This is a genomic window from uncultured Winogradskyella sp., assembly GCF_937958655.1.
Lineage (GTDB): Bacteria > Bacteroidota > Bacteroidia > Flavobacteriales > Flavobacteriaceae > Winogradskyella.
The window spans coordinates 23758-50360 of record NZ_CALGNH010000026.1 but is presented as its reverse complement, the minus strand read 5'-3'; the positions used below and the strand labels follow the sequence as shown (position 1 = coordinate 50360).

Here is a 26603-nt window from a genome sequence, read left to right as displayed (position 1 = left end):
AATCTCTTACGCTGTCAATTCAATATGTTAATGAACTTTTATTTTTTGCTTTTTTAACTCGTTTCCTCGTTAAGCGGGTGCAAATATAAAACCCTTTTTTTATTCCCACAACATCTAAACAAAAAATATTTCTGTTTTTTTTACCGATGCTGTTTTATGGTAATGAACTTCGCTTTTTAAGACTTCGTTAAGCCCCTAAGCGGGCGCAAATATAGAACTACTTTTTTATCTCACAATACCTTTTTTTAATTTATTTCTATTTACTTTTTATCTGTTTTACAAACGCTTTATTTATAAGTGATTAGACTCTAAAATTATTTGAAGTTTTTTATAAGCTTTGGGTAAGCTATATATATACTCATTGTTTTATGAACTCTGGTAGGCGTATTAGGGATAGTAACGTCATCCTTTTGTCTTAAACAAAAGATATAGCGGATAGCCCGACGTTTTTGATCTCATAAAACAAAAACGGAATACTCTATACATTTATTGATTACTTCCCTTTGGGGATTATATATGTATTTGTAAACGATATTGATAAATTATTTGTTTTTTTTAGAGCTTTCAAGTGGTGATAACATTGAGAACCGATATACGATTATGCTCTCTTGATAGTCTACTTATTATTACCGAAAAGATAATAATTAGTCCTTATTATTGTTTATGAAGAAATAAAGGATGCTCTAAAAATTATAAAAAGAAGTCCCATACTAGTCCAAAACGGATAGCGAAATCTCTAAACGGAACATTTGGCGCCGAAAAATAGTTAAAACCTGTTAGTGATGAATTGAAATGTTCTGCTTTAAAGAATATTCTGGTTTGTCTAATTTTTGCATTGATAAAGAAATCTAGCCTAGGAAAACCTCCAAACTGTGTTTCATTTTGAGTGTAAAACTCTGCTAATAGTGGATCATAACCGTCCATATTGTATTTGGTGAAGTAATTTAATGTAATACCTGTTTGCAGCTTCATTGCTTTTTTAAATATTTCATTTGAATAGTATAAGGTGTTTCTGGTTATAATTTCTGGCACATTTATAACATTGTCATCACTTATTAAATTTTGATACATCACGGTGTTATCTAATGCAAAATTACCTAATCTAAATTCTTTACCTACTTTAAGCCTTACATATTGAATTGCTTTATCGTACTGTGTTGGCCTTACAACTCTATCTTTATCTACTAATGAAGATTCTAAATTAAAATAGGTATGGTTTCTTATATTAGAAATATCTAAATCGATATTTATATATTTAGACGACTCTATACTTACACTAATTTGTTGGGTGTTTATATTTTTAAAATCATTGAAATTATACCAATTATATCTTGTATAATCACTTTGATATAATAGATGGTTGAAATTTGGGAGTCTTGAATTAATATTAATACCGCCTTTAAAATTAAGATCTTCTAATAATTTTAATTGTATATTTCCACCAATATTATTTCCTGCAAAGTCTTTTGAGATATTTAAAGATCCGCTACCTTCTATTATAAATCCTTTATATTGTTTTTTATAATGGCCATGTAAGGCGAGAAAATCAATCTTAATTCTGTTAGGTATATTTTGATCTTGAGCGATCACAACGGTATCGTAACCATAATTAATGTTGTTATAACCTAAGCCAAACGTTATATCTCCTAAAAAATTATTCTTATAATTTAAACCTAGTTGTGTATTAAAATTTTCTAAAGTTACTCTATCATTAATTCTATTATTGAAAGAATTTCCGAAAAAAGATTCAGTCGGGGTGGTTTGATTGAATTGATAAAACTTATCTTCTAATACAGTTTTATTAATTACTGATAATTGATTAGTAGATGAAGAATCTTTTTTATTAATAATTTTAAAGGAATGATTGATGTAAAATCGTTTTCCTTCTAATATATTCTCCGCATTTTCTAAATTTGGATCAAAGACAGATCTATCGGAAAATTCCTCGTTACCGTTTTCAAAATTTGGAATGTCTTCATTTTGTAATCCGCCGTTTTCTTGATTTAATAAATCTTGCATTACTATATGAACTTTAGCCTCATAGACTTTATTTTTAGATTGATAATTAGAGGTAAATCTAAAATTACCTGTACTTGTTAACGAGTTTTGATAATTACCTAAAGATCTTAATCCCTTGTATGCTATTGAAAAATTAAATTGTTTTGAGAGATTGACTGTAAAAAAAGCATCTAACATCTGCCCTTGTTCAAATGCAGTTTTGTAGGTTAGACGTGTCCAAGGCGTAGGGACTTCATAATAACTTATATTATTTTCTTCGTAATAATTATAGTGCCTTGCTCTTGCTCCAAATAAAGGTATACTGTTTTTAGAGTTAAAATTATAAGTTAAAGCATTGTAAGTCTGTCCGATATTTGAAAAAGGCATTAAACCAAAATTATCTTTCTGCAAATAATTATACTTGTAATCTTTTTTAATGGTTAATGTTGTATCTACTGAAGTGGTGTCTTGTTTTTCAGTAAACATTAAATACATGTCAATATTAGCTTTGTTTTTAAAACCATTTGACCTTTTCTTAGAAGTTGAATCTTCATCAATAGTGTTATTTATATTTCTGTTTAAATTTCTATTAATATCGACCTGACCTGACATTGTCATATAAATAAATAGAAAAGGGAAGACTATTGAATACTTTATTTTCATTGATCGCAGCATAAATATTCAACAAATTAAACTATAAATTATTACTTTAAAAGAGATCATTATAAATTACTTAACAAATAAAAGGCCATCATATTTTATGATGACCTTTTATATTATCTGATTTTTTCGATTATTCAATGATAAGCTTACGAGATATTTTTCTATTGCCTTGTGATATATTTATTAAATATATGCCAGAGTTAACATCGCCAGTATTAATAGTTTGTTTAAAAATTGACGCAACTTCAGTAAATATATTATTATAAACTAATCTCCCCTTTAAATCATATATATCAACTTTAACGTCGTTATTGCTATCATTTAAATTTGACTTAAAATTAATTGTAAATTCCCCTTTTGATGGATTAGGATATAATTTAAAGTTGTTAAGAGCATTTTCGTCCTCTATTCCCAACACCAAATTATTGCCAGATAGTACCAGCGAAAAATCTTGTTCATTTGGATCGGAAGGTGTCATTCCGACTAAATCTCCTTTGTGACTAATAGTTAATGTGTACGCTCCAGATGTTGGCGCTTCTAACTCAATGATTTCTATATTATCAACGTTATTATCATCTTTTGAATTAGAAAAACCTGATAAATCACTAAAATTTAACTTCCAAGGGAAATACACAATTCCATCCTTCTCTATTCTTAAATCTAGGTCATTTACTAATATTGGACTAGGATTATTTAAATTTGCTTCACCACTAATGGCAACTCCGGGAACATCCGTCCAACAAATTGTTGCTTTTAAAATATCACCCGCTTGAGCATTAAAATCAAAACTGTAGGTCTGTCCATTTAATAGTGTTAATTCGTCAATAAAAGACGACCTTGATTCATTGCTTGTTATCAACTCTGCGGCGGATTTACTATTTAGCAAACCCCATCCAAAAATGTGATCTGGTCCCGCTATATCCGGATCATCTTTGGCTGTATGACAAATGAGCCCTTTCAGTGTTGATGCATTCATATATTCGCCATTTAATTGCTCATAATATTGTTGTAATAGTGCTAATGAACCTGTTACGTTTGGAGCTGCCATGGAAGTACCAGAAAAAATAGCATAACCGTTACCTGGTACTGTTGATCTTACGTTTGTACCATCACCAGTAATGTCTGGTTTTATTCGTAAATCATCTGTAGGACCTTGACTACTACTTGGATTAATCTCTGTAATAAATTGCTGTGTTGCAGGGTTTATTAAAAATGAATTTGCATTTGCAACCACTAAATTATTCTTTGCTGTTTTATCACCTGTTAATTTATCTGCATTAACGTACAAACCGCCATTATATGATACATTACCAGAATTTCCTGCCGAAGCTACCATTAAATATTTGGGATTTACTCTGGCAATATCATCTATTTCTTGCGCACCTTGAGTATAAGCACCCATAAACCATGAAGCTAATTGATTACCGTTACTTTGATTTATTGGTATACCATAAGAGTGATTCGATAAAAACATTTCTATCTGGTCATCGTTTAGAGTAAGAACTATCTCTGGTGTATCATTTAAAAAGTTATAAGTAACCAGAGAAACATTTGTGGCCATTCCTTGTGCAGTGGCCGATACTCCACTTGCTGCCATAGTTCCTGCAACATGAGTTCCATGTGAATCAAAGCCTTCAGAACCATCAGTTCTACTAGTTTCCATATTTAGAATCCTAGAGCTTACTCCATCTTCTTTTAAAAACTCTACATGCGAAGTTTCAACAGGACCACCATCCCATATGCCTATTGTTATATTTGATCCATCTAAATCTAACCCTAAACTTCCTCCCACTTGAAGGTGATTTGTACCAGTAGCCACAGCAGATTGATCGTTATAAAGTGTTTTATATATTGGTTTACCATCTATTAGATCGTACAGTACTAAACTATTACCAAAAGCATCTATTATTACTCTTCTTTTATTCAAATTAAGTCTTAAGTAATTATCAATCCTTAATTTTCTATCTATTTCATTTTCTTTTATGCGCTTGTATAAATCTTGTTGTGTTTTATCAGATGATGACAACTTCTTAGGTAATTGTATGGATTGCGCTGATAAAAAATTGCATAAGAACAATGATAGCACAAGTAAAAACGAAATTTTTCTCATAATCATATTTTTTTTGACAAGATACGAAAAGTTAGATTTAAAAATGTTAACAAAAAAAAGGGTGTCTATAAATATAGACACCCTTTATATAAATAGATTAGATTATTACAGTTTTGTAAAGGTATAACCCGATAATACAGGTCCACCACCACAATCTGATTCTACATTGTCTGTAATTATAACCGTAAAACTAGAGTCATCTGCAGGATCGTATTGACCTGCAAAACTTCCTTGATCCACACTTAGATTAACATCATTTCCACCACATCCGACACCTGTGTCCACAAATTTGAATACAGTCTCAAAACATATTAGTGAAAATTCAAAATCAGTTGGGAAAGAACCGAAACCACAATCTAAAATATATTGAGCTTCAAAACTTCTGTCAAAATCTGAAGTGGCATTAATTGTTACTACACCATCATCAGGAAATACACTACAACCAAATAAACCACTACCTCCGAAAAGGTTAATTCTATAATCACCTGTAAAGGTAACTCCTTCACCTAACGGACATACTTCAAAAACACTTACCGTTGCACGTTGTATGCTTAATACAGATCCCGCATTACCAGCGATTTCGAGTACTAAGGTTTCTGGTGTAGTTTCTACACCGTTATCAACTCCATCAATAGTAAAAACACCTTTGTTACTTCCTGCAGGAACCGTTACTGAATTTGGAACGGTATAAACTGATGGATCTACTGTTGTATTTTCTTCATCATCAATTACACTGATACTGAAAGTTCTATCAGATGTAGATACATTAGAAACATCAACCTCAACTTGTAGAGCCCCTGTTGCATCAATTTCGATTGGTAGATCATAAGCAGCACTACTAAAACCTACTAACTCTTGGCCATTTACTGGATCAAAAACTATTAAATCTTCTTCACAACTCGTTAAGGACGTTGCAATAGCAGCAATAGTTAAAAATTTAAATATATTTTTCATAATCATTTTTTAATATCCTGGATTTTGCTGTGCAGCTATGCCAGGGTTAGCATTAATTTCTACAATTGGAATTGGTAATGTGAATCTAAAATCTGTAGCAGGTAATTCACATGCACCGCTTTGAATTTCACAAGCAATAGGATCTCTATCCACTCCTACATTTGCGTCAGGCCCTAAACGTTTGAGATCCTTATAACGGTGACCTTCATAACATAATTCGATTTTACGTTCTTGTAAAATAGCTTGGAAAGCCTCTTGTTGTGAGTTATAAACATCTAATGGCTGATCTGTACCAAAACGTGCATCTCTTAACTGCTTTATCAAAGCAGCAGCTCCTGCTAAATCTTGAGCAGGTCCGGCAGCTCTTGCTTCAGCAGCAATCAACAACATCTCAGATGACCTAAAAACTTTTAGATCGTTCATCAGCGGCTGACCTTCAGAACCAATATACTTTTGTATTACAAGGATATCATTATTAACAGGGTCTGGATCATTTAAGTAATCATTACTAATAACAGATGTTGGCGCTACATTTACAGTAAAACGAATATCTGCTGGATCTAATAAATCAAAAACAGATCTATCCATCTCAAAATAAGGAGACCCATCTAGTGTAGCAGATCCAAATGCAAATCGTGCACCTGCCCATCCACCAGCAAAAACACTACCTGTGGCACCTTGTCCGTCATAAGCGTCATTAAGCGTACGCTCTAGTTTCCAGATAATTTCAGTATTATCACTATCTAAAAACATATTTTGATATTGCGTTCTATCTGCTAGTCCAAATGTATTTAAAAGATCTGTAGCAAGTGCATCTGCTACGCCATATTGACCTCTAGTTATAGCCATTCTAGCTCTTAGCGCATTGATTGCTTGTACTGATGCAAATGTTGGAGTAAAATCACCTCCACCAAATTCAACTGTACTTAGTTCTAAAGCTCTATTTACATCAGCATTGATGTAATCCCAAACTTCTCCCGTAGTATCTCTAAGTGCTGTAAACGTTAATTGCTCTGGTACAAAATCTACTACAGGCACAGCTAAAGTACTGTCATCTCTAGGATCTGGGCTAAAATATATTAATAACTCAAAATTAGAAAACGCTCTTATAAAATGTGTTTGTGCTAATACATTGTTAAATCGCTCTTGTTCGTCTTCATCTAAAATTTCAACATTTTCAGCGGCTTCTAATAATACGGTAGCTCTGTTATTTACAATAAAATTTCTAACCCAAAAGCTTGATGCCGCAGCGCTTTCTGCATTAAGTACAAAATCATAAAGCGCAAAACCTTGGCCACCAGAATCAAAACCTATTGCAATTTCATCTGTAAAATTAGCTGATAAAGCAATTTCTGGAGTTAAATCTAACTGTCCATAAACAGCCAATAAACCAGCTTCTAAATCATCTACAGATGAGAAGGCGTTCTCAGCTCTTAGTCTACCGACTTGATCAATGTCTATTGCATCATTACAACTTGTAAATACTGCAATAAGACTTAATAAAATTAATTTACTTATATTTTTCATATTTCTTTTTTTTTAAAATCCTAATTCAAATCCTATTGAGAATGTTCTTGGTGTAGGATATTCTCTAGAACCGTTACTTCTTGTTTCTGGATCAAATCCTCTCCATTCTGTAAAAGTTAAAATATTCTCACCATTAAAAAATACTCTAGCACTTGTAAAACCGGTATTTTCTAATGTCGTTCTTGGGAAAGAATAACCAAAACTAGCAAATCTTAATCTTACAAAATCAGCACTTCTTAAAAAACGGTCTGACCCACCAAACGAATTTAAGTTTGTAGCATTAAATCTTGGTATATCCGTAACGTCTCCTGGCTGCTGCCACGCTCTTAATATATCAGTAGAAAAATTGAACTGACCAACATTTGTAGGGTCAATTAGACCAGCGTAGTCATTATCAAATCGGTCTACACCAAGCGCATAATTCCATTGCGTAGTTAAGAAGAAATTTTTGTAATCAAAATTAAAATTAACACTACCATTCCAATCAGGTATAATATTTTTATCTATCCATACTCTATCGGTATCTGCATCAGGATTTTCAGTTAAGTCACCGTCTGCTGTCAAATATAATAAATTACCGTTTGCAGGATTAACACCAGCATATCTAAGTGTAAAATACTCACCCAATTTCCCACCGTTTCTTCCTAAGCCTGGTATTTCACCGTTTGGACTAGGAATTTCTTGTAATTCATTCTCGTTGTAGTTACCTACTAAACCTAATTCAAAATTAAAGCCATCTGGTGCCTCTGACTGAAAGATGTTGTAGTTAATTTGAAAATCTATACCACGATTAAATACTATACCAGTATTAAATGACTGACCTGTTGTACCGGTTACAGCTGATAATGGTCTGGTTTGGAAAAGATCTGTTGTTTTTCTCTCATAAACATCTATCGCACCTCTTAATCTGTTGTTCCATACTCCAAAATCAACACCAACATTTAATTGTCCAACTGTTTCCCATCTTAAATTTCTGTTAGCAAACTGAGTTAAACCAATTGAGTTTTGATTGCCATAACCACCGAATGTCCCAAATAAGTCCAAAGTAAGATCTAATGCAGAAAAAGGACCGAATCCAGTAATATCTTGGTTACCTGCTGTACCATATGACGCTCTTAACTTTAAGTTATTAAATGCTGAATCTTCCATAAAAGGCTCGTTAGAAATGTTCCAACGACCAGAAACGGAGTAGAATGTAGCCCATCTATTAGAACCAGCAAATCTTGAGGATGCATCTCGTCTCACTGTAGCACCAAATCCATATTTCTGATCGTAATCGTAATCAAAAGACCCAAAATATGAGAACAAACCTGACGATAAAATATTAGCACGCGCTAAATCTATAAACACGTCTTGTGCAGCAACATCATCTACAAATCCAGATCCATCACCTGGCGAAAATGTAGCAGGATTTAAACCTCTTGCTTCAAAACCGAAACTCTTCAAATGCGCTTTAAAATATTCTGTGTATAAACCAACATCAAATGTGTGCTTACCGTAAGACTTAGACGCATTTAACGAAGTAACTTGGTTGTAAGTAAACTCTCTAATTGTTTGTTGATCAACAAAACCAGGAGTTGTTACCTGCGTACCAGCACTGTTTGGGTCTTCGTCACCTGCAAAGAAAATTGCATTGAATCCTAGGGGACCACGTGCAAACGTGAATACTTCGTTTTGGTAATCTGCGGATAAAACAGCGTTTGCTGACAACCAATCTGTTAATTTATAATTAAAATTGGCACTAGCTACTATTTTTACCTCCTCTTCTACACGAGAAAAATTAGCTAATTTATCAACCAAGAAAAGTGGTGTATTAGTAAATGTAACTGGAGATGTTAATTGCTCACCATTAACGTAATCATCTGGCGTTAAATATGGAACCGATTGAAAAGCACCAAGTACAAAATTTTGATTTATACCACCAGTACCTACACTGTTAGGCTCTTCTGATGTAGAATAATTAACTGTAAGATTAGTTCCGTAGTTAAATTTATCATTACTTGATTTCCCCGTTACATTAGTACGGAAATTGAAACGTTTTAAATCACTTTGTTGAAGAATACCTTCAGTATCCTGAAAACCAAAAGATGTAAATTGACTTGCATTCTCTCCACCACTAGATAAAGATAAAGTGTGACTTTGTGTTATACCAGTACGAAAAAAGAAATCTGTCCAATCGAAATTTGGAGCTGCATCAATTTGCGCGTCTGTTAAAGGCGAACCATCACCAGGATTAAATGGTGACACACTACCTCCAGCACCAGCACCAGCACCTCTATCTCTTTCATACCTCAACAACTGCTGAGTAGACATACGGTTATAGTCGTTATCTTGAAGCGTACTAAAAGCAACAAAACCGTTATAATTCATTCTTAAACCTTGCTCTAAGCCTCCTTGTCTCGTTTTAATTACGATTACACCGTTTGCACCTCTATTACCATAGATAGCAGTAGCACCAGCATCTTTAAGAACGTCAATAGAAGCAATATCCTGTGGGTTTAAAGACCTAAAGTTATCTTCATCGACTGGCGCGCCATCAATTATAAACAAAGGCTCTGTATTACCATTAATAGAAGCCACACCACGCAATTGTACTAAAGAATTACCACCCGGTTGCCCAGTACTTGTAGTAATGTTAAGACCTGCTACTTGTCCTGAAAGTGTTTGTACAAAACTTGCATTAGGACGATTTTCAATAGTTTCAGCCGATACTCTTACCGATGATACTTTTGATGTTGCTCTAGTTTGTGTTCCATAACCCACAACTACAACCTCATCTAAGGTGCTATCCAATTCTAAAACTGCGTTGTAAACACTGCCAGAACCTACTAGTTTTTCAGCATCTTTCATACCAACGTAGGAAAATACTAAAATATCACCTTGATTTACTTTAATAGTGTATTTACCATCAAAATCTGTTTGTGCACCTCTTGAGGTACCTTTTACAATTACACTAGCTCCAGGTAATGGTAAACCATCATCTGCAGTAGTAACTGTACCTGTGACTGTTTTCTCTTGTGCAAAAGAAAATTGTATCACAAACGCCATAAATAGCGTTAATAACCATGTTAATTTTAATTTCATAAAACAATTATTTGAGTTAGTCTAGTTGCAAACTTCTTAATTTAATATTAAATACGCAAACGTTTATCCCAAAAATATGTTAATACAATCCTACCTGTATTACTATTATCTAACTATTAATTTCTTCAATAGCTATAGTACTTACAACATTTTAAGGATGTAAAAACTCTTATTTGGTTGCGTTAAAATTTTAACTTTGCTCAAACTTTAACATTTTGAGTCTTAAAATAAACTATTCTGGCAGCGATTTAGAATGCGGTACTGACGAAGCAGGAAGAGGATGCTTAGCCGGACCGGTAACTGCCGCTGCCGTAATATTGCCCATTAATTTTAGTAATAGCATCTTAAACGACTCCAAGCAATTATCCGAAAAAAAAAGAATAACCTTAAAACCTATAATTGAGTCTGATGCCATTTGTTTTGCTGTACATCATATTTCAGAGATTGAGATTGATGCTATTAATATTTTAAACGCATCTATTAAAGCAATGCACACATCAATATCTAAACTAACCAAGTCACCCAATTTTATTATAGTGGATGGCAATAAATTTAAACCTTACCAGTCCATCCCATTTAAAACTATTATTAAAGGAGACAGCAAATATTTAAGTATTGCTGCAGCTTCTGTATTAGCAAAAACCTACAGAGATTTGTATATGGAAAAAATTCATAATGAATTCCCCATGTATAATTGGAAAAAAAACAAAGGTTATCCTACAAAAGAACATAGAACTGCTATAAAAAAATATGGTATCACAAAATACCATAGAAAATCATTTAGATTATTGCCCGAACAATATAAATTGGAATTATAACTTTTTATATTTGTAGCATTATCATATGTTAATGAAGCGTTATAGTATTATTTTATTATGTTTTGCTTTTGCCATGTCTTGCCAAAGGAATTATAAGGATTTAAAATCCCCTTATCAACTATTACACCCAAAGACAACATCGGTTACTATTATAAAGGAATTGAATGATTTTAACAAAAGTGCTGAAAACCATACTATACTATCTCACCTGTACAAAACCAATTTAAATTTAACTTCGGCAGTTTTAAAAAACATCAATACCACTAAACCTGTATATGTTGCCTCTCTTAATACCAATACATCAGACTATGTGGTTTTAACAAAAAATGACTCCTCTATTTTTAATATTGAAGCCATTCCTAATCATATCACAGAACGCCTTAAAGACCAAGATATTAAAAAAGTACAGATGGACTCAGTTGTATTTTACACCAAAATTTACGGCGATTACTTTACGGTGTCAAACAATCTTGAGTTACTAAAATCTTTAAATGCTGAAAATGAGAATACGGCCATCAGTCACTTAATTGAAACTTCAGACCATAAGTCTATTGCATCCTTTGTAACGCATAAAAATTCGGAGTTAATCTCTAAACTACTTTTCGATAAAAACTATTTAATAAAAGGAACAGATGCTTTATTAGATATTAATTATACCGACAATAGTGTTTCGTACCATGGAGTTATAAAATCTACAGATTCAAGCTTTATAAGCCTAGATGGCTTCGCTAATACAATTCCCCAAACGGTTAATGCGATAAAGATAGCACCCGCAGATACTAAATCTATGGTATCTATTACCTACAACGATTATTCAAACTTCACTAAAAACATTTCAAAAATTAATAAAATTAATGTGGATACCACACATACATTTCTAGATTTTAGTAATGAAATGGCCTTAAGTGATAATACGTTCATTCTTCACGCACTAGACACAGACTTACTATTGGAAAGGCTAGATACTAAAACATTTATAGAAACGTATAGAGCTATCGATATTTTTGAATTTGGAGATCCTGATTTTTTTGAAAACAGAACGGCACCATTTTTTTCTTTTAATAAGGGTAGGTACTTTTTTGCCTATAAACAATTTGTAGTGTTCTCAGATGCTATTGAAAATTTAAAACCAGTAATCTCAGCGGCTCTTAACAATAACACCTTAGCAAATTCTGAAGCTTATAGAAACATAAGTAAAAATCTCACTGATGAAGCTTCTGTGTTAATTTTTAAAAATTCTGAAGCTTTATCACTTTTGTATAATAAAACTATTGAGGGTTACGATGCTAATGCGCTTCAATTGGTTTACGATACTAATTATACTCACGTTAATGGTGTTATCCAAAAATTTAAAAAGAAAGCTAAGACTAATGTTATTACCGAAGCTTTTTCTACAGAATTAGACGCCACTATACTATCAACACCACAAAGTATTAAAAATCATGTTACTGGCGCTAATGATATTATTGTACAAGACGTTAATAATGTACTGTATCTTATCTCAAATTCTGGAAATATCCTTTGGAAAAAGCAACTTAACGGTAAAGTACTAGGCCAAATAGAACAGATTGACATGTTTAAAAACGGAAGATTTCAGTTAGCATTCGCAACTGCCAATCGCCTATACATTTTAGATAGAAATGGTAATAACATTTCTCGTTTTCCTCTAAAATTTAACGATAAAATCACTCAGCCTTTATCAGTCTTTGATTACGATAAAAAAAGAAATTACAGATTATTAATAACACAAGGTAAAGCACTTTTAATGTACGATATTAAAGGAAAACTCATCAATGGGTTTAATTATAAAGAAGCATCAACAATTACAGCGCAACCCAAACATTTTAGAATAAGAACTAAAGACTACATAACGTTTTCTGCTGGTAAAACCTTAAAAATACTAAATAGACAAGGTAAAGACCGAATTGTTGTAAAAGACAACATATTGTTTTCGGGCAATGAGATCTATAAGTATAAGAATACATTTACCACAACTAACACTAGCGGAAAATTAGTGCAGGTAAACACTAAAGGCTACATCACTAAAACGGATCTTAATCTACCTGAAAATCACAACCTAGTCACTACAAGTAAAACCTTAGTAACACTATCTGAAAATAAATTAAAAATTAAATCGAAAACTATTGACTTAGATTATGGTGATTACACACCAGCCAGAATTTTTTATCTAAACGATAAAATCTATGTTACAACAACAGATTTACAAGCTAAAAAAGTTTATTTATTTGATAGCCAAGCAAAACCTATCCCTAACTTCCCAGTTTTTGGCACTACTGCAGCAGAATTACAAAACCTTGACAAGGAACAAGGCTTAGAACTTATTACCCAAGCTGACGACAAAACCATTATTGTATATAAGTTAAATTAAATCACTTCTGTAGCAGTACTCTGACGAAACAAGATCACTAATTAAGCGCGCAACGTTATTGATAAAAGCAAAACATACCAAAGACGCATATATTTTATTAAAATATAACGTAACTTAAATCTTAAGGTTCCTTAGACTTAGAACACTAAATTTATTTTTGGTTTTTTCTTTAATTTTAAATCCTGTGTTTTGTAGTATTGTAGACTCATAATTGCACCTAATAGATCATGATAAAACGACAAAAAGCTTCAATAAAACAGTGTATAATACATAAAGTTGGCAACAAGTTTAACGACACAAAAAATGCTTTTTCAGATGCCATTATTAACTTTGATGAAGCAACCTACAACCTTATTTTACCTTATCTTTTAAAGCCTTTTGTTAGTGCCGCTGAGAATTATCGGTTTCATCATCATAGTAATGTTGGTTTAAATGAAATCAACACCTACTCCGACCAAATATTTAAGGATGAAGTTGATTTTGTAGACGTTTCAAAACATGTACTAACACACCTTTACGAACAGAGCAATTCTGCTAATATTAAGACTGGAGATGTACTTATTTGCCACTTTGAAAATATCCAATACGAAGACTACTTTGTAGACGCCATTGGTATTTATAAAATTGAAAATAAAACTGAATTTTTTCAAACGTACTTAGAGGCTAATAGTTATGATATTTTAGTACAAAAAGGCGTACAAGCAAAGAAAGTAGACAAGGGTTGCTTAATCCTAAACACTTCAGACATGGAGGGTAAAATTGTTTTTAGTTTAGACAATAATACATACGACACACAGTATTGGATAAAACACTTTTTAAACATAAAATACCCAGACGATAGTAATCAACACACCAAAAATTGTATTGAGCTTTGTAGAGAATTTTCAAAAGAAATTTTACAGCCTAATTTTGGAGGACAAGAACAAAGTAATTTCTTAGCCAAAACAGTAGATTTCTTTAAAGAAAATGAAATTGTAAATATTGAAACCTTTAAAGAAGAGGTTTTTAATGAAGAAGACCAAATACAACTCTTTGAGGATTATAAAAAAACGTACGAATCTGAACATAAAGTACTTATTAGAAATCAGTTTGATGTCTCAGAACGGGTTTTAAAAAAGCAAAAACAAAAGATAAAAACTGAAATAAAACTAGACACCAACATTCAAATTAAATTAGATGTAGACGCACCAGACGCTTCCGCCGAATATTTAGAACGCGGCTACGATGACGATAAAAAAATGCATTACTACAAAGTCTTTTTTAACGCAGAAGCTTAATTTAATTAATTTTGAGCCATTATGGCAAAGCAAAAAAGGGAAACATTTAATGACTTTGGATTAGGTGAAAAATCATCATCAGTAGGTTACCGTGCCTTAAATAAAGACGGTAGTTTTAATATTGAAAAAATTAATATCCCATTTTTTGAACGCCTAAACTTTTTTCACTCATTGGTAACAATGAAATGGTCTCACTTCTTTTTGTTTGTTTTACTAGTTTATTTAGTAGTTAATATAATCTTTGCTTCTATTTACAGTTTTATTGGAGTAGAGAAACTTACAGGCACCAAAGGTATAAGTGCACTTGATCAATTTATGGAGGCCTTCTTTTTTAGTGCCCAAACTATTACAACATTAGGTTACGGACGCATTGCGCCTTTAGGTTTATCTGCTAATATTGTCGCTGCTATTGAATCCTTACTTGGTCTCTTATTTTTTGCCTTAGCTACAGGTTTACTTTATGGTCGGTTTTCTAAACCTATTTCAAAAATTAAATACAGTGAAAAGGCGGTTATTGCACCCTATCTTAAGATCAACGGATTTATGTTTAGAATCGTTAATCCTCAACGAAATCAATTGCTAGACGTTGAAATTAACGTTAGTGTATCCATGAAACGAAAAGGCACTAACTTACGCAATTTTCATATTCTACAGTTAGAACGCGAAAAAGTAAGATTCTTCCCGTCGCTATGGACGGTTGTACATCCAATCAACGATAAAAGTCCATTATTTGGATTATCAGAAGCGGACTATTTTAAAAAAGATTTTGAATTTATAGCCATGCTAAAAGCCTTTGACGAATCCTCTGGGCAAATGGTATATTCTAGATCGTCCTACAAACCCAATGAAATAGAATGGGGACAAAAATTTATTTATGCCGCCAAAAGATCTAAAGGAAAAACATTTATTGATGTCAGCAAAATAAACGAAACGTCTAAGGTTGTACTTAATTAATAAACGACGCTTCAAAAAGCGTCTCAAAGTGTTTTAAAAGTTTTTGCTTTACCTCTTCTTCCTCAACGGTATCCACACCCAATTCATTATTAAGTGAAGTCACTGCCTTCCCTCTAATACCACAAGGAATAATATGATCAAAATAACCAAGATCGGCATTAACATTTAGCGCAAAACCGTGCATCGTTACCCAACGACTGGCACGCACTCCCATAGCACAAATCTTGCGTGCAAATGGAGTACCTACATCTAACCAAACACCTGTCTCGCCAGGACTGCGCTCAGTTTTAAGTCCGTATTCTGCTAATGTGAGGATGATAATTTCCTCTAAAAATCGAAGATATTTATGTATATCCGTAAAAAAATTATCTAAGTCTAAAATAGGATAACCCACAACTTGCCCAGGACCATGATAGGTAATATCTCCTCCTCTATTAATTTTATAAAACGTAGCGCCTTTTTCGGCTAATTGAGTTTCGGATAGTAATAAGTTGGCGAGGTCTCCGCTTTTACCAAGCGTATACACGTGTGGATGTTCTACAAATAAAAAGTGATTCTCTGTTACTAAACCAGCGTCTTCCCTTCTATTCTTAATTTTTGTATCTAAAATGGCTTTAAAAAGTGTTTCTTGGTAATCCCAAGTTTGCTTAAAATCTTTAAGGCCTAGGTCCTTAAATTTTACCGTTTTATTCATTTACAAATTCAACTTTTACATCTAGCATTAAGGGATCTTGTAAGTAATCTATCCAATTGGCTTTGTAGGTCACTGTTTTTCTATCATCGGAAAGCACAGCATCTTTTATAGAAACTGATTTTACAGCTTTAGGAAATGTGAGTTTTACGTTGTAATATGATGATTCAAAATAGGTCATAAACTCTTTATCCGTCTCGTCGTTCTCATCAAAAAGATCTGCCATAGCTGACCTGTCCTCTGCACTAAGTTCTGAGTTTGTTACTCTTTCAAAACCAGCAGAAGACATATTATACTCCACAGATTCATCCTCCGAACCCATAAATTTTCCGAGTGGAGATCCATTTTTCATAGCGTCTAATTGATCTCCTTGACCATTAAGACTTTGCACTTTTTTAATTTTTTCTTGAATATTCTTTAAATCATCAAGAGATTCAAAATTCAACCCAATACCAATATCCATCTGCCCTTTATCTTCATCCATTTTCATTGTCATAAACATATCTTTAACAGCTTCCATAGCTAAACGCTTGTCTTCTGGCAATGCTGCTATACTATCCTTGTGCGTTTCCATAAGATCTGCAAACACCATAGTAGTATCCATAACTTCTCCTTTCTCTTTCTTATCTTTTTTAGCACCACCACCCATTTTATCGGTAAAAGCTTTCATAGCATCACCCATTTGATAGGTGATTAAATATTCACCAGATTGTCCATCATTAAAAACTATTGATTCTGTAACATTACAGCTGGTTAAAACTAAGTTTAGACTGAATAAAAGGATTAATTTTTTCATATAGTATTTAATTGATTAGGTAATGTACAAAGATACAAATAAGTTAGACTTAACTGATCTATGCGCAAGGTGAGGATTTATATAAAATACTTTTATTTACAATTGATAAAAGCATTCTATTTACCGCTAATATTTTAAGTTTTTTTGTGCTTAACCTTCTGTATTATAAAAAAATTGTTCTTTCCAAATTTTGCCGTCTTTAACTTCATAAACTGCAATCTCATCGGTTTGAGAACGCTGTCCACTTGGCTTATGAGTAGTATCCATCCAAAACTTAACTGTAAAATGACTATCTGCCACCAAAGGCTCGGAAACCTTAGTGTCATGAACTTCAAAATTATCTTGCCACCATTGCCCTTTTTTCTGTAAACCTTCAAAACCATGGACTTCTTTCATAGGTTCTGCCATTTCAATACTTGTAATATTAGGGCTATAAAGCTCTTGGTAGGCCTTGTCTTCTTGCTTAGTTCTACAATAAGAAACCAATTTTTCCGCGATGTCTTTTGTTGTCATTTTTTTCCTAATTTATGATTCCTTTAAAATTAAAAAATATAATGACACTAACCAAGCATCCGTTAGCGTTCGGGATTATTAAGGATTACCAAGGCTGCAATAACACCTGGTACCCATCCGCAAAGCCACAATAAAAATGTGATTAAAATAGAACCACAACCTTTATCTAAAACTGCTAAAGGTGGACATATAATTGACAATATAACACGCCATATACTCATATAATTTTTGTTTAATGCTAAAATAGTTCTACGCAACTGATTTGGTGTATCTGTATGACGTGGTTTTATTAAATTTGTTACAGGCGTAAAAAGTACACTTAGATTACCCTAAAATTATGTAGATTCGTTTTATGCAAGTTAGAATTTTTATAATCTTAGTATTAACCTCATTGTTCTGTGAGGCGCAATATTTTTTTTCGGGTTATACAAATCCTGAGGAATGGCAAAACACAGTATACCTCTCTATTGTAGAAGATTACCGAAAAATGTCTGGTGTATATTCTGAACAAATTATTGCTAAGACCACAGCAGATAAAATTGGCTTTTTTGAGTTTAAAGGCAATATGTTAGATGCTGAAAATCGTATCTACCGTATCCATGTTGATAAATGTACAGAAACACAACAAGATCTAAACCATTTTAATGGTCATTGCAGTGATAGTGAAGAGTTACTCTTTATTGCCAAAAACACAGATACCTTAAAACTTCCTTTTTCGTTTGGTAACCAAGTGTTCTGTAAGATAGAATCTAGTAATCCTAAAGCCAACGCTTTTTTAAGAATTGACTCTCTTAAAAATGACATGCGCTTTGCTTATAGCGAAGTACGAAGCAAAGCCAACCGAAAATTGAATAACAAAAAATGGTTTAAAGTGCTACAAGCGTATGGCGAAGCTTTAAACGAACCCATTGCAGAACTCTCTGTATATTCATATTTATCTGACAGAGGTAGTGATTTACACAGCTATTATGTAGAAGATTTACAGCACAACTCATATTACGATGATCTTAAAGCCAGACTCGAAAAAAAGTACCCAAACGCACCCTACACTATTCAGTACAAAAATGAGCTTACAGCAGATCGTTACATGTTGGCAACATCTAAAGGTACAGCCACTTCGCAATGGGATATATACTTGTTTATTATCCTTGCACTTTCAATTTTACTAAATGCATTTCTACTTTTTCGTAGCAGGAAACAAAAACTTTCTAAAACCAAAGATTTAAAAGCAAGACTATCTAAACAAGAGCAAGTAGTTTTGGAGTATTTACTGCTAAATAAAACCAATAAAGATATTGCAGAAGCCCTTTTTCTAAGTGTTAGCACTGTAAAATCTCACACAAATAATATTTACAAAAAGTTGAATGTACAATCCAGAGATGGTGCAAAGTCATTATTTATTAGATAGTTGCAAAATTCAACCCTAGTACTAGTACCAATTTCAAACCTTATATTTTAAAAAATTACATCTTAATCGTAGATGTTTGTTTCAATATAAATCGTAAAACAATTATTTATGAAACAAACACTAACTACTACGTTTACAACTTTAATTAATAGCGGTAATAAATTCTTTAATATTAAAATAATTATCTACAGCATCTTACTAGTATTTGCCTTAACCTTTCAGCTACATGCGCAAAACCTTAATATAGAAATTACAGAAAACACCAAAACCCCTTTTTTATTAGGTAAAATAGATAAAACAGGTTTACAAAGTGATAATTACAAAACGTGGTTTACAAAAAATTACGAGGATTATAAACCTAACTTGGAATTAATTAACAGCTTTGCTTCAAAACTAAAAGCTTACAACATTACCCTTTTTATGGGTACTTGGTGTGGTGATAGTAAAAAGCAAGTGCCAAGATTATACAAAGTTTTAGAGGCTTGTAATTTTCCCATGAATCAATTAACTGTTGTTGCCGTCAGCAGACAAGCCCATATGTATAAACAAAGCCCACTGCACGAAGAAGCCGGCTTAAACATCCATCGCGTGCCTGCGGTAATATTCTACAAAAATGGCAAAGAAGTTAACCGTATTGTAGAGCACCCTGTACAAAGTTTTGAAGTAGACATACAAAACATAACGACTACAAACACTTACAAACCCAATTACCAAATCGCAGCTACAGTAGACAAAATTCTGAAGAAAAAAGGTGTAAAAGGCTTAAAAAAGAAACGCAAAAAACTATTGAAAAAATACAAAGAGACTGTTACTAGTATGCACGAATTAAACACCTATGGGCGTATATTATATGGCACCAATCACATTGACGAAGCTATTGCTGTCTTTAAATTAAATACCGAATTATTTCCTAATGAACCAAGATCCTATATGAGTTTAGCTAATACTCTAGGAGTTACAGGGCAAAAAGAAAAAGCTATAAAAGTACTAGAAAAAGCTATAAAATTGCATCCCAAAAATGATGGTCTTAAGCAAAACTTAGACGTCATAAAATCAAATTAAAAAGCAGTTCTCAAATTCTATCAAATAATGTAATTTTGCTAATCTAAAATAACAAGAATGCAACTTTCAGAACAAGAATTAGTACGACGCGAAAAGTTAGGCAAATTACGTGCTTTAGGGATTAATCCATATCCTGCAGATTTATTTCCTGTAAATCACACCTCTAAAGAGATAAAATCTAATTATGAAGAAGGAAAGACCGTAATTATAGCGGGTCGTCTAATGGCTATTAACATCCAGGGTAAGGCATCCTTTGCGCAGTTACAAGATAGTGAGGGTCGTATTCAGGTTTATTTTAACCGTGATGAAATTTGTAGAGACGAAGACAAAACCTTGTATAATGAGGTCTTTAAAAAGTTAATTGACTTAGGGGATTTTGTGGGTATTGAAGGCGAATTATTCACAACAAAAGTTGGTGAAAAAACCGTAATGGTTAAAGATTTTAAGTTACTAAGTAAAGCCTTAAAACCTTTGCCTATACCAAAGCAAAAAGATGGAGTGACCTATGATGCATTTACAGATCCTGAACAACGCTACAGACAGCGTTATGCAGATTTAGCTGTAAACCCTCATGTTAAGGATGTTTTTGTAAAGCGTACCAAGTTATTTAATGCCATGCGTCAGTTTTTTAATGATGCTGGTTATTTTGAAGTAGAAACACCAGTATTACAACCTATCGCTGGTGGTGCAGCAGCACGTCCGTTTGTAACACACCACAATAGCTTAGATATCCCTTTGTACATGCGAATAGCCAACGAGCTTTATTTAAAGCGTTTAATTGTTGGTGGTTTTGATGGCGTTTATGAGTTTTCTAAAAACTTTAGAAATGAGGGTATGGACAGAACCCATAATCCTGAGTTTACAGCCATGGAAATTTATGTGGCTTACAATGATTACAATTGGATGATGGATTTCTGCGAAAAGCTATTAGAACATTGTGCTATTGCAGTAAACGGTACCACAGAAGCTACTTTTGGGGACTATAAAGTTGACTTTAAAGCACCATATAAGCGCATTTCTATGCGAGATTCTATACTAGAATTTACAGGTTTTGATATTTATAACAAATCTGAAGATGAGATTAGAGCGGCTGCCAAAGGCATGAACATAGAAGTTGATGCCACTATGGGTAAAGGCAAACTTATTGATGAAATTTTTGGTGAGAAATGCGAAGGCAACTACATACAACCCACTTTTATAACCGACTATCCTAAAGAGATGAGTCCGCTTTGTAAAGAGCACAGAGAAAACCCAGAATTAACAGAGCGTTTTGAGCTTATGGTGTGTGGTAAAGAGATCGCAAATGCTTATTCTGAGCTTAACGATCCTATTGATCAACGCGAACGTTTTGAGCATCAATTAGAACTCGCAAAGAAGGGTGACGATGAAGCTACAGGAACTATAGACTACGACTTTTTACGTGCATTAGAATACGGTATGCCACCAACCTCTGGTATGGGTATTGGTATGGACCGTTTAATTATGTTTTTAACCAACAACGAGAGTATACAAGAAGTCTTGTTCTTCCCACAAATGCGACCAGAGAAAAAGCAAGTCGCTTTAAGTGATAATGAAAAAGCCATTTTTGAAGTTCTTAAATCTCAAAAACGTATGGTATTAAACGAGCTTAAATCCCAGTCTGGCCTAAGCAATAAAGCTTGGGATAAAGGGATTAAAGGTCTTGGAAAACATGGTTTAACTAAAGTTGAAAAAACTGAGGAAGGTTTGTTTGTGGAAATTATATAAGTTATTTGTCATTCTGTTTTAAGAATTAATCACGATTTAATTTGCTGTTTAGTTTAGTTTAGTTTAGTTTAGTAATCTAACCTTAAATCATTTAGATTATGAAAATTTTATTAAGTATTGCGATTATTGCATTTGCAAGTATGTCATCTGCGCCAATTAATGAAAACAGTGCAAATACGACTAATTCAAGTGAACTTGCTTTTTTTGAGATGGAAAGCATACCTCTTGAAGGTCAGGTCTGTAGAACGGTAACAACTTCTTGTGGTGGAGACAACTCTTCTACCAATAGAGCATGTGTAACATACGAAGGTACAGATGCTCGGGCGGGGGCTAATTTTTTAGCTCAAACAAAAGCAAGAGCAGCTGGAGTGGCTGCATGCCAGGCAATGGCTAGTACTACTACCGCTACAGCTATAATTAAAGACTAAAAACAAATTGCGCCTAATTCTTACTAATGCTTTTGGCGTATTTTTTTGTTTACAGTTTTTAAGTCCGTATTATGAGATTATTGTTTTTTATTTTATCATTTATTTGTTTTAAGTCATTCTCGCAAAATTACACTATAAAATATGACGTTAACATTAACGACCCAAGTTTAAGATGGAGTACGAATGACGCCTACCATTTAATAACAAAATCTAATGGAATAAAATCTATTGAGTATAGAATAGATAAAGACACCATTGTTATTAAACCAAATGGCGTATTATATGAGACAAAAACAAAATATTTTAGTGACAGCCTAAAATTTGAAAGATTAAAAAATTTAAAAACTAAAACCATAGAGTACACAAAATATAATGGACAAGCTCATATAATAGACACTATATGCATCGCTTACAAAAAAGGACACAAGAAAAAAATAATTTTAGAAATAGAATGCCAAAATTTATATTTTGAATTTAGAGGTAGATATTATGAAGCATATTACGCAAAGAATATACCAATCCCAGGTGGCCCATTTAAATTCATTGGTGCGCCTGGTATGATTCTTGAAGTGAATAGTTTTGACGAAAGTGTAAAAATCAAAACACTATCAATAGTTGAAAATCCTGATTTTACAACAATGACAAATATTGATAAACACAAATTGTTTGATAAAAGTAAATATACACTATCATACAATGATTTTGTAGTAGTTTTTTTAAATAAATGGTATGATATAATAACTAAAATTGAATCTCAGTACCCAGGGAGTGAAAGTAGTTTTAATAGTCGCAGGATAGAAATATTACCTAATAAATTAGACCCAGAAATCAATGATTAAATACGCAACAAATTCATTCGTATTTTTCTTTTTAGTTATTAACCTATCTCTCGCTCAAGATAAGTTAAATAAAGAGAACACCTCTAAGTTAAATCAACTTCTAGAAAAAATTTTAGATTCTTATAAAGAATCTGACGAGTCCTATCTTCTAAATTTTGATGATGATTATGATGATTCATTTTTGATATATAAATTTGAAAATAATTTTATCATAAATATTAATGAATACACCTTTAAAACAACTGATATTAAATCAAATAAATTTAAAGAGACAGTAAAAATATTAGATGGTGAAATTATATCCTATAAGCATATTAATAGTGAGACTGGAGAAACAATACAGGAAATTCCATCTTATAAATTTGTTATACCAAAACAAAAATTCGAAATACTCGAAAAAATTATAGTTTCACTGCTCTTAAAAAATACAAAAACACAGCCTAAACTGATCTTTAAAAATGCTGGAACTTAATGCAGCGTATATTTTTTTTATCAATACTCTTCTTTCCATTATTTAGTTTATGTCAAAACTTAACTGTCAAAACTATAAATCATTTAAATTTAAATCCTGTAGCAGATGTTAAAATACTTGTTCTTGACAATAATGGTAACATTGTAACTATTAATAGTACTGATATTAATGGGCGTATTTCTTTAGATATCCCTTATGGTACTTACAAGATTAAAGCTTCTCATGTCGCCTATAAAAAATGGACTAGGAGTATAACTTTTAGCACATCTAACCCTGTGATAATTGTTAATTTGATGCAGAAGATAGAAAATCTAGACGAAGTATTAATACAAGCCTCTGGCTATATCCGAAAACATGGTGATACCACAACTATAAGTCTACCAAAAATAGTTAATGGTAAAGAACGTAATGTTATAGACGTTTTAAAAAAAATAAAAGGCGTCAAAGTTTTGGATGATGGTACAGTAATCTACAATAAAAAAGAAGTTACAGATGTACTAATAAACGGTACAAAAATATTTGATAATGACTATAAAAGTGTTCTTGATAAAATAAGACCTCACGAAATGGTCAAAATTCAATTTATTGAAAACTATAAGGATGATACAAATTCTGATCTTATAGCCAAAGATGCCATGGCCATGAATTTAGAATTTAAAGATAAACTGTTTTTTTCTGGAACTCTTGAAGGAGGCCTTGGTATTTCATCTGGACGAGTCATAGGAATAAACCTATTACAAAATGCAAAATGGATAACATCTTTTGTAAACCTGAGGCATCAAAATACAGGAATTAGTGAATCATATAAGATGATGACTAATAATGAACTTTTAAATACGGATATAACATCCCATTACGCGCCATATACATCACTATCTAGTTTAAATGCAACTGGATTAAATGGTATCGATGCGACTGACTTTAACGACACATATTCATCTCGTATTAATACAACAATTAAATTATCAAAAAAAACACAATTACTAATTAAAAGCAACAATATCAGAGAAGAACTAACCAGATTCAAGACTGTAACTTCACAATTTACTGTAGATGACGAACCTATTATAAGAAATGAATTTACTAACCAAAGCGTTAATCATATTAATTCAGAAAATAATATTGGAATCCTGCATAAAAATCAAAAATCAATCTTTAAAACAGACCTGTATTTTAAGAAATTAAGCCATGATTACCAGCAAGATATTGATTTAAATGGAGATCTCAATGAACAACTTATTGATGAATCTAGACAACATTTCAATTTAAATATTAAGTATGAGAGGTTATTGTCTAATAACATCCCTTTAGTTTTAAATGCAGGATACCATTATAAACCTCTAAATCAAAAACTAAATAATCATGGGTTTACCAACATAAATCAAGAACTGAAAACACGAGAAAATATTTATTATGCTAATGCTTCATTATTACATAAACAACAAGACAGTTCTATAGCAGGAATTTATTTAAAAAGTAAGCTTAGTGGAATTGAGCAAAATCTAAATTCAATAGATAATGCCAACACATTTTTTAATGAAGAAAAATTAATGACTAATGAAATAAAGTTTGATTGGGTAAAAAATTCAAAAACAAAAGAGTGGAACATAAGTCCTGGAGCTAATCTATACGTTTTTGATCTTGATAGTGATTATTCATATCTAAAATTTACCCCTCTTTTAAAAGCTAGTCTAAAAATAAAAAATGAAAAAACAACCCATTCTTTTTTAGCAGAGAGTACTACGGATTGGGTATTGAATAATCCTTTTACACCTTTTAATGTTCTTGATTCATTCAATAGCTCTTATGGTATAAATTCAACTAATGATATTAATAGAAGTTCACAATTTTCGTATAGTCTGTCAACTATTAAGAATTTAGATAATATATCCATATCCAGTAACCTAAGACATAACAGTAAATCTTTATTATCAGATTTTAGCATTGATGTAAACAACAGTATTAATAATATAGAAATTACAGATAGGGACACTTATTCATTAGGTGTAATAGCTAAATACAATACTTTATTATGGAAGCTTTTCTTTTTCGAAGTGAGTTTAAATCCTTCATTAGTAAATTCATTTATAAAGGATAATAATGATATTATCAATAAAATTAATAATAGAGTTTATTCTGCAGAGATGAAGTTTAACAGGCGTTTTACAGAAGAACTTTTTATTGGTACTACTACCCAATTAAATTATCGTGAATTTAAATCTGATTTAGGCACAAATGATGTGTTAAATTATAGCACTAAAGTTTATTTAACATGGGAATTTGGAAACTTTGAATTAAAAGGAGATTATGATCATATTAAACTAGGAAATGATGTAAAAGCCGTAAACTTTGCTTCATTTAATCTCAATTACACACCTAAGAAAAGTAATTTTAAAGGATATTTACAATTATTTAATGTACTAAATACAGAAAGCATTGTTACTAGTAGCTCTTCTAATACTGGTGAATTTTTGTCTTCATTTAACTTGCCACAAAGAAGATTTATAGCTTCTTTGGCTTATACTTTTTAAGTAGTTTTCTTTAAATTAATATGTTGTTGTTCAATACATTTTAGTACTTTCACGTCGCTATTAAAAAAACCTATTCGCAATAAAAAAATATGTTCTCATACTGTTGTTAACAGTCCTCTAGATCTTGTGGTTATGATGATGAAATGAATCCAGCTCCTAAACCTCCTATCGTATTAGAGTATGGAACAAACCCCAACATTCAAAGCTATATGGATACGCTTTAAAAATCAAGTTAAATAAATACTAAAGTCAATTATAAAATTGAAAGATTCTCAATAGAATCACTACTTTCGTGCATATTTTTTAAAATTTAAGAAAAAGTGAAACAACTATCTATTAAACT

The 26603-nt window shown here is 32.2% G+C and carries 20 protein-coding genes; 11 read left to right on the top strand and 9 right to left on the bottom strand.

Features of this window, described 5'->3' with window-relative positions; genetic code table 11:
* Positions 1-690: 690 nt before the first annotated feature.
* The 5 genes from Q0800_RS05965 to Q0800_RS05945 all read right to left on the bottom strand — a co-directional run bounded on the left by Q0800_RS05965 (position 691) and on the right by Q0800_RS05945 (position 10336).
* A complete protein-coding gene (locus tag Q0800_RS05965; protein ID WP_299128318.1) occupies positions 691-2610 on the bottom strand; it encodes a putative porin in 1920 nt (639 codons plus the stop codon).
* Positions 2611-2791: 181 nt separating this feature from the next.
* Complete coding sequence (locus tag Q0800_RS05960; protein ID WP_299128317.1) at positions 2792-4771, bottom strand: S8 family serine peptidase; 1980 nt, start codon at positions 4769-4771, stop codon at positions 2792-2794.
* A 105-nt stretch (positions 4772-4876) separates the two neighbouring features.
* Positions 4877-5725 carry a hypothetical protein gene (locus Q0800_RS05955; RefSeq protein ID WP_299128316.1) on the bottom strand — a complete coding sequence of 283 codons (849 nt, stop codon included), beginning with the start codon at positions 5723-5725 and terminating at the stop codon, positions 4877-4879.
* Positions 5726-5734: 9 nt separating this feature from the next.
* Positions 5735-7252 carry a RagB/SusD family nutrient uptake outer membrane protein gene (locus Q0800_RS05950; protein ID WP_299128315.1) on the bottom strand — a complete coding sequence of 506 codons (1518 nt, stop codon included), beginning with the start codon at positions 7250-7252 and terminating at the stop codon, positions 5735-5737.
* A gap of 12 nt (positions 7253-7264) precedes the next feature.
* Positions 7265-10336, bottom strand: a complete 3072-nt coding sequence (locus tag Q0800_RS05945; RefSeq protein WP_299128314.1) for a SusC/RagA family TonB-linked outer membrane protein — start codon at positions 10334-10336, stop codon at positions 7265-7267.
* Positions 10337-10551: 215 nt separating this feature from the next.
* Between Q0800_RS05945 and Q0800_RS05940 the strand changes: the two genes are divergently transcribed.
* The 4 genes from Q0800_RS05940 to Q0800_RS05925 all read left to right on the top strand — a co-directional run bounded on the left by Q0800_RS05940 (position 10552) and on the right by Q0800_RS05925 (position 15774).
* Positions 10552-11154: a ribonuclease HII gene (locus Q0800_RS05940; RefSeq protein WP_299128313.1), complete on the top strand. Its 603-nt coding sequence runs from the start codon at positions 10552-10554 to the stop codon at positions 11152-11154.
* Between the two features lie 31 nt (positions 11155-11185).
* Positions 11186-13543, top strand: a complete 2358-nt coding sequence (locus tag Q0800_RS05935; protein WP_299128312.1) for a hypothetical protein — start codon at positions 11186-11188, stop codon at positions 13541-13543.
* Between the two features lie 227 nt (positions 13544-13770).
* The gene (locus Q0800_RS05930; protein ID WP_299128311.1) at positions 13771-14820 is read left to right on the top strand and encodes a nucleoid-associated protein; all 1050 of its coding nucleotides are present in this window, start codon (positions 13771-13773) and stop codon (positions 14818-14820) included.
* Between the two features lie 21 nt (positions 14821-14841).
* Positions 14842-15774, top strand: a complete 933-nt coding sequence (locus tag Q0800_RS05925) for an ion channel (RefSeq protein ID WP_299128310.1) — start codon at positions 14842-14844, stop codon at positions 15772-15774.
* On the opposite strand, the gene lipB is transcribed toward Q0800_RS05925, so the two are convergent.
* The 4 genes from lipB to Q0800_RS05905 all read right to left on the bottom strand — a co-directional run bounded on the left by lipB (position 15767) and on the right by Q0800_RS05905 (position 17995).
* Positions 15767-16468, bottom strand: coding sequence for a lipoyl(octanoyl) transferase LipB (gene lipB, locus Q0800_RS05920; protein WP_299128309.1), 702 nt, complete (start codon positions 16466-16468; stop codon positions 15767-15769). The two genes, Q0800_RS05925 and lipB, sit on opposite strands and share 8 nt — an antisense overlap.
* Positions 16461-17261, bottom strand: a complete 801-nt coding sequence (locus Q0800_RS05915) for a hypothetical protein (RefSeq protein ID WP_299128308.1) — start codon at positions 17259-17261, stop codon at positions 16461-16463. Before Q0800_RS05915 ends, lipB begins: the two co-directional genes overlap by 8 nt.
* 150 nt (positions 17262-17411) lie before the next feature.
* Positions 17412-17774, bottom strand: coding sequence for a nuclear transport factor 2 family protein (locus Q0800_RS05910; RefSeq protein ID WP_299128307.1), 363 nt, complete (start codon positions 17772-17774; stop codon positions 17412-17414).
* Positions 17775-17836: 62 nt separating this feature from the next.
* Positions 17837-17995 carry a YqaE/Pmp3 family membrane protein gene (locus tag Q0800_RS05905; protein WP_092446701.1) on the bottom strand — a complete coding sequence of 53 codons (159 nt, stop codon included), beginning with the start codon at positions 17993-17995 and terminating at the stop codon, positions 17837-17839.
* Between the two features lie 131 nt (positions 17996-18126).
* Between Q0800_RS05905 and Q0800_RS05900 the strand changes: the two genes are divergently transcribed.
* The 7 genes from Q0800_RS05900 (at position 18127) to Q0800_RS05870 (ending at position 26260) form a co-directional block, all read left to right on the top strand.
* The gene (locus Q0800_RS05900; RefSeq protein ID WP_299128306.1) at positions 18127-19182 is read left to right on the top strand and encodes a LuxR C-terminal-related transcriptional regulator; all 1056 of its coding nucleotides are present in this window, start codon (positions 18127-18129) and stop codon (positions 19180-19182) included.
* 108 nt (positions 19183-19290) lie between these two features.
* Positions 19291-20244 carry a hypothetical protein gene (locus Q0800_RS05895; protein ID WP_299128305.1) on the top strand — a complete coding sequence of 318 codons (954 nt, stop codon included), beginning with the start codon at positions 19291-19293 and terminating at the stop codon, positions 20242-20244.
* A 57-nt stretch (positions 20245-20301) separates the two neighbouring features.
* Positions 20302-21990 carry a lysine--tRNA ligase gene (gene lysS / locus Q0800_RS05890; RefSeq protein WP_299128304.1) on the top strand — a complete coding sequence of 563 codons (1689 nt, stop codon included), beginning with the start codon at positions 20302-20304 and terminating at the stop codon, positions 21988-21990.
* A gap of 140 nt (positions 21991-22130) precedes the next feature.
* Positions 22131-22418 carry a hypothetical protein gene (locus Q0800_RS05885; RefSeq protein ID WP_299128303.1) on the top strand — a complete coding sequence of 96 codons (288 nt, stop codon included), beginning with the start codon at positions 22131-22133 and terminating at the stop codon, positions 22416-22418.
* 71 nt (positions 22419-22489) lie between these two features.
* A complete protein-coding gene (locus Q0800_RS05880; RefSeq protein WP_299128302.1) occupies positions 22490-23257 on the top strand; it encodes a GLPGLI family protein in 768 nt (255 codons plus the stop codon).
* Positions 23250-23729: a hypothetical protein gene (locus Q0800_RS05875; RefSeq protein WP_299128301.1), complete on the top strand. Its 480-nt coding sequence runs from the start codon at positions 23250-23252 to the stop codon at positions 23727-23729. The genes Q0800_RS05880 and Q0800_RS05875 overlap by 8 nt, the downstream gene beginning before the upstream one ends.
* On the top strand, positions 23729-26260 hold the full coding sequence (locus Q0800_RS05870) for a hypothetical protein (RefSeq protein WP_299128300.1): 2532 nt from the start codon (positions 23729-23731) through the stop codon (positions 26258-26260). The genes Q0800_RS05875 and Q0800_RS05870 overlap by 1 nt, the downstream gene beginning before the upstream one ends.
* Positions 26261-26603: the final 343 nt, after the last annotated feature.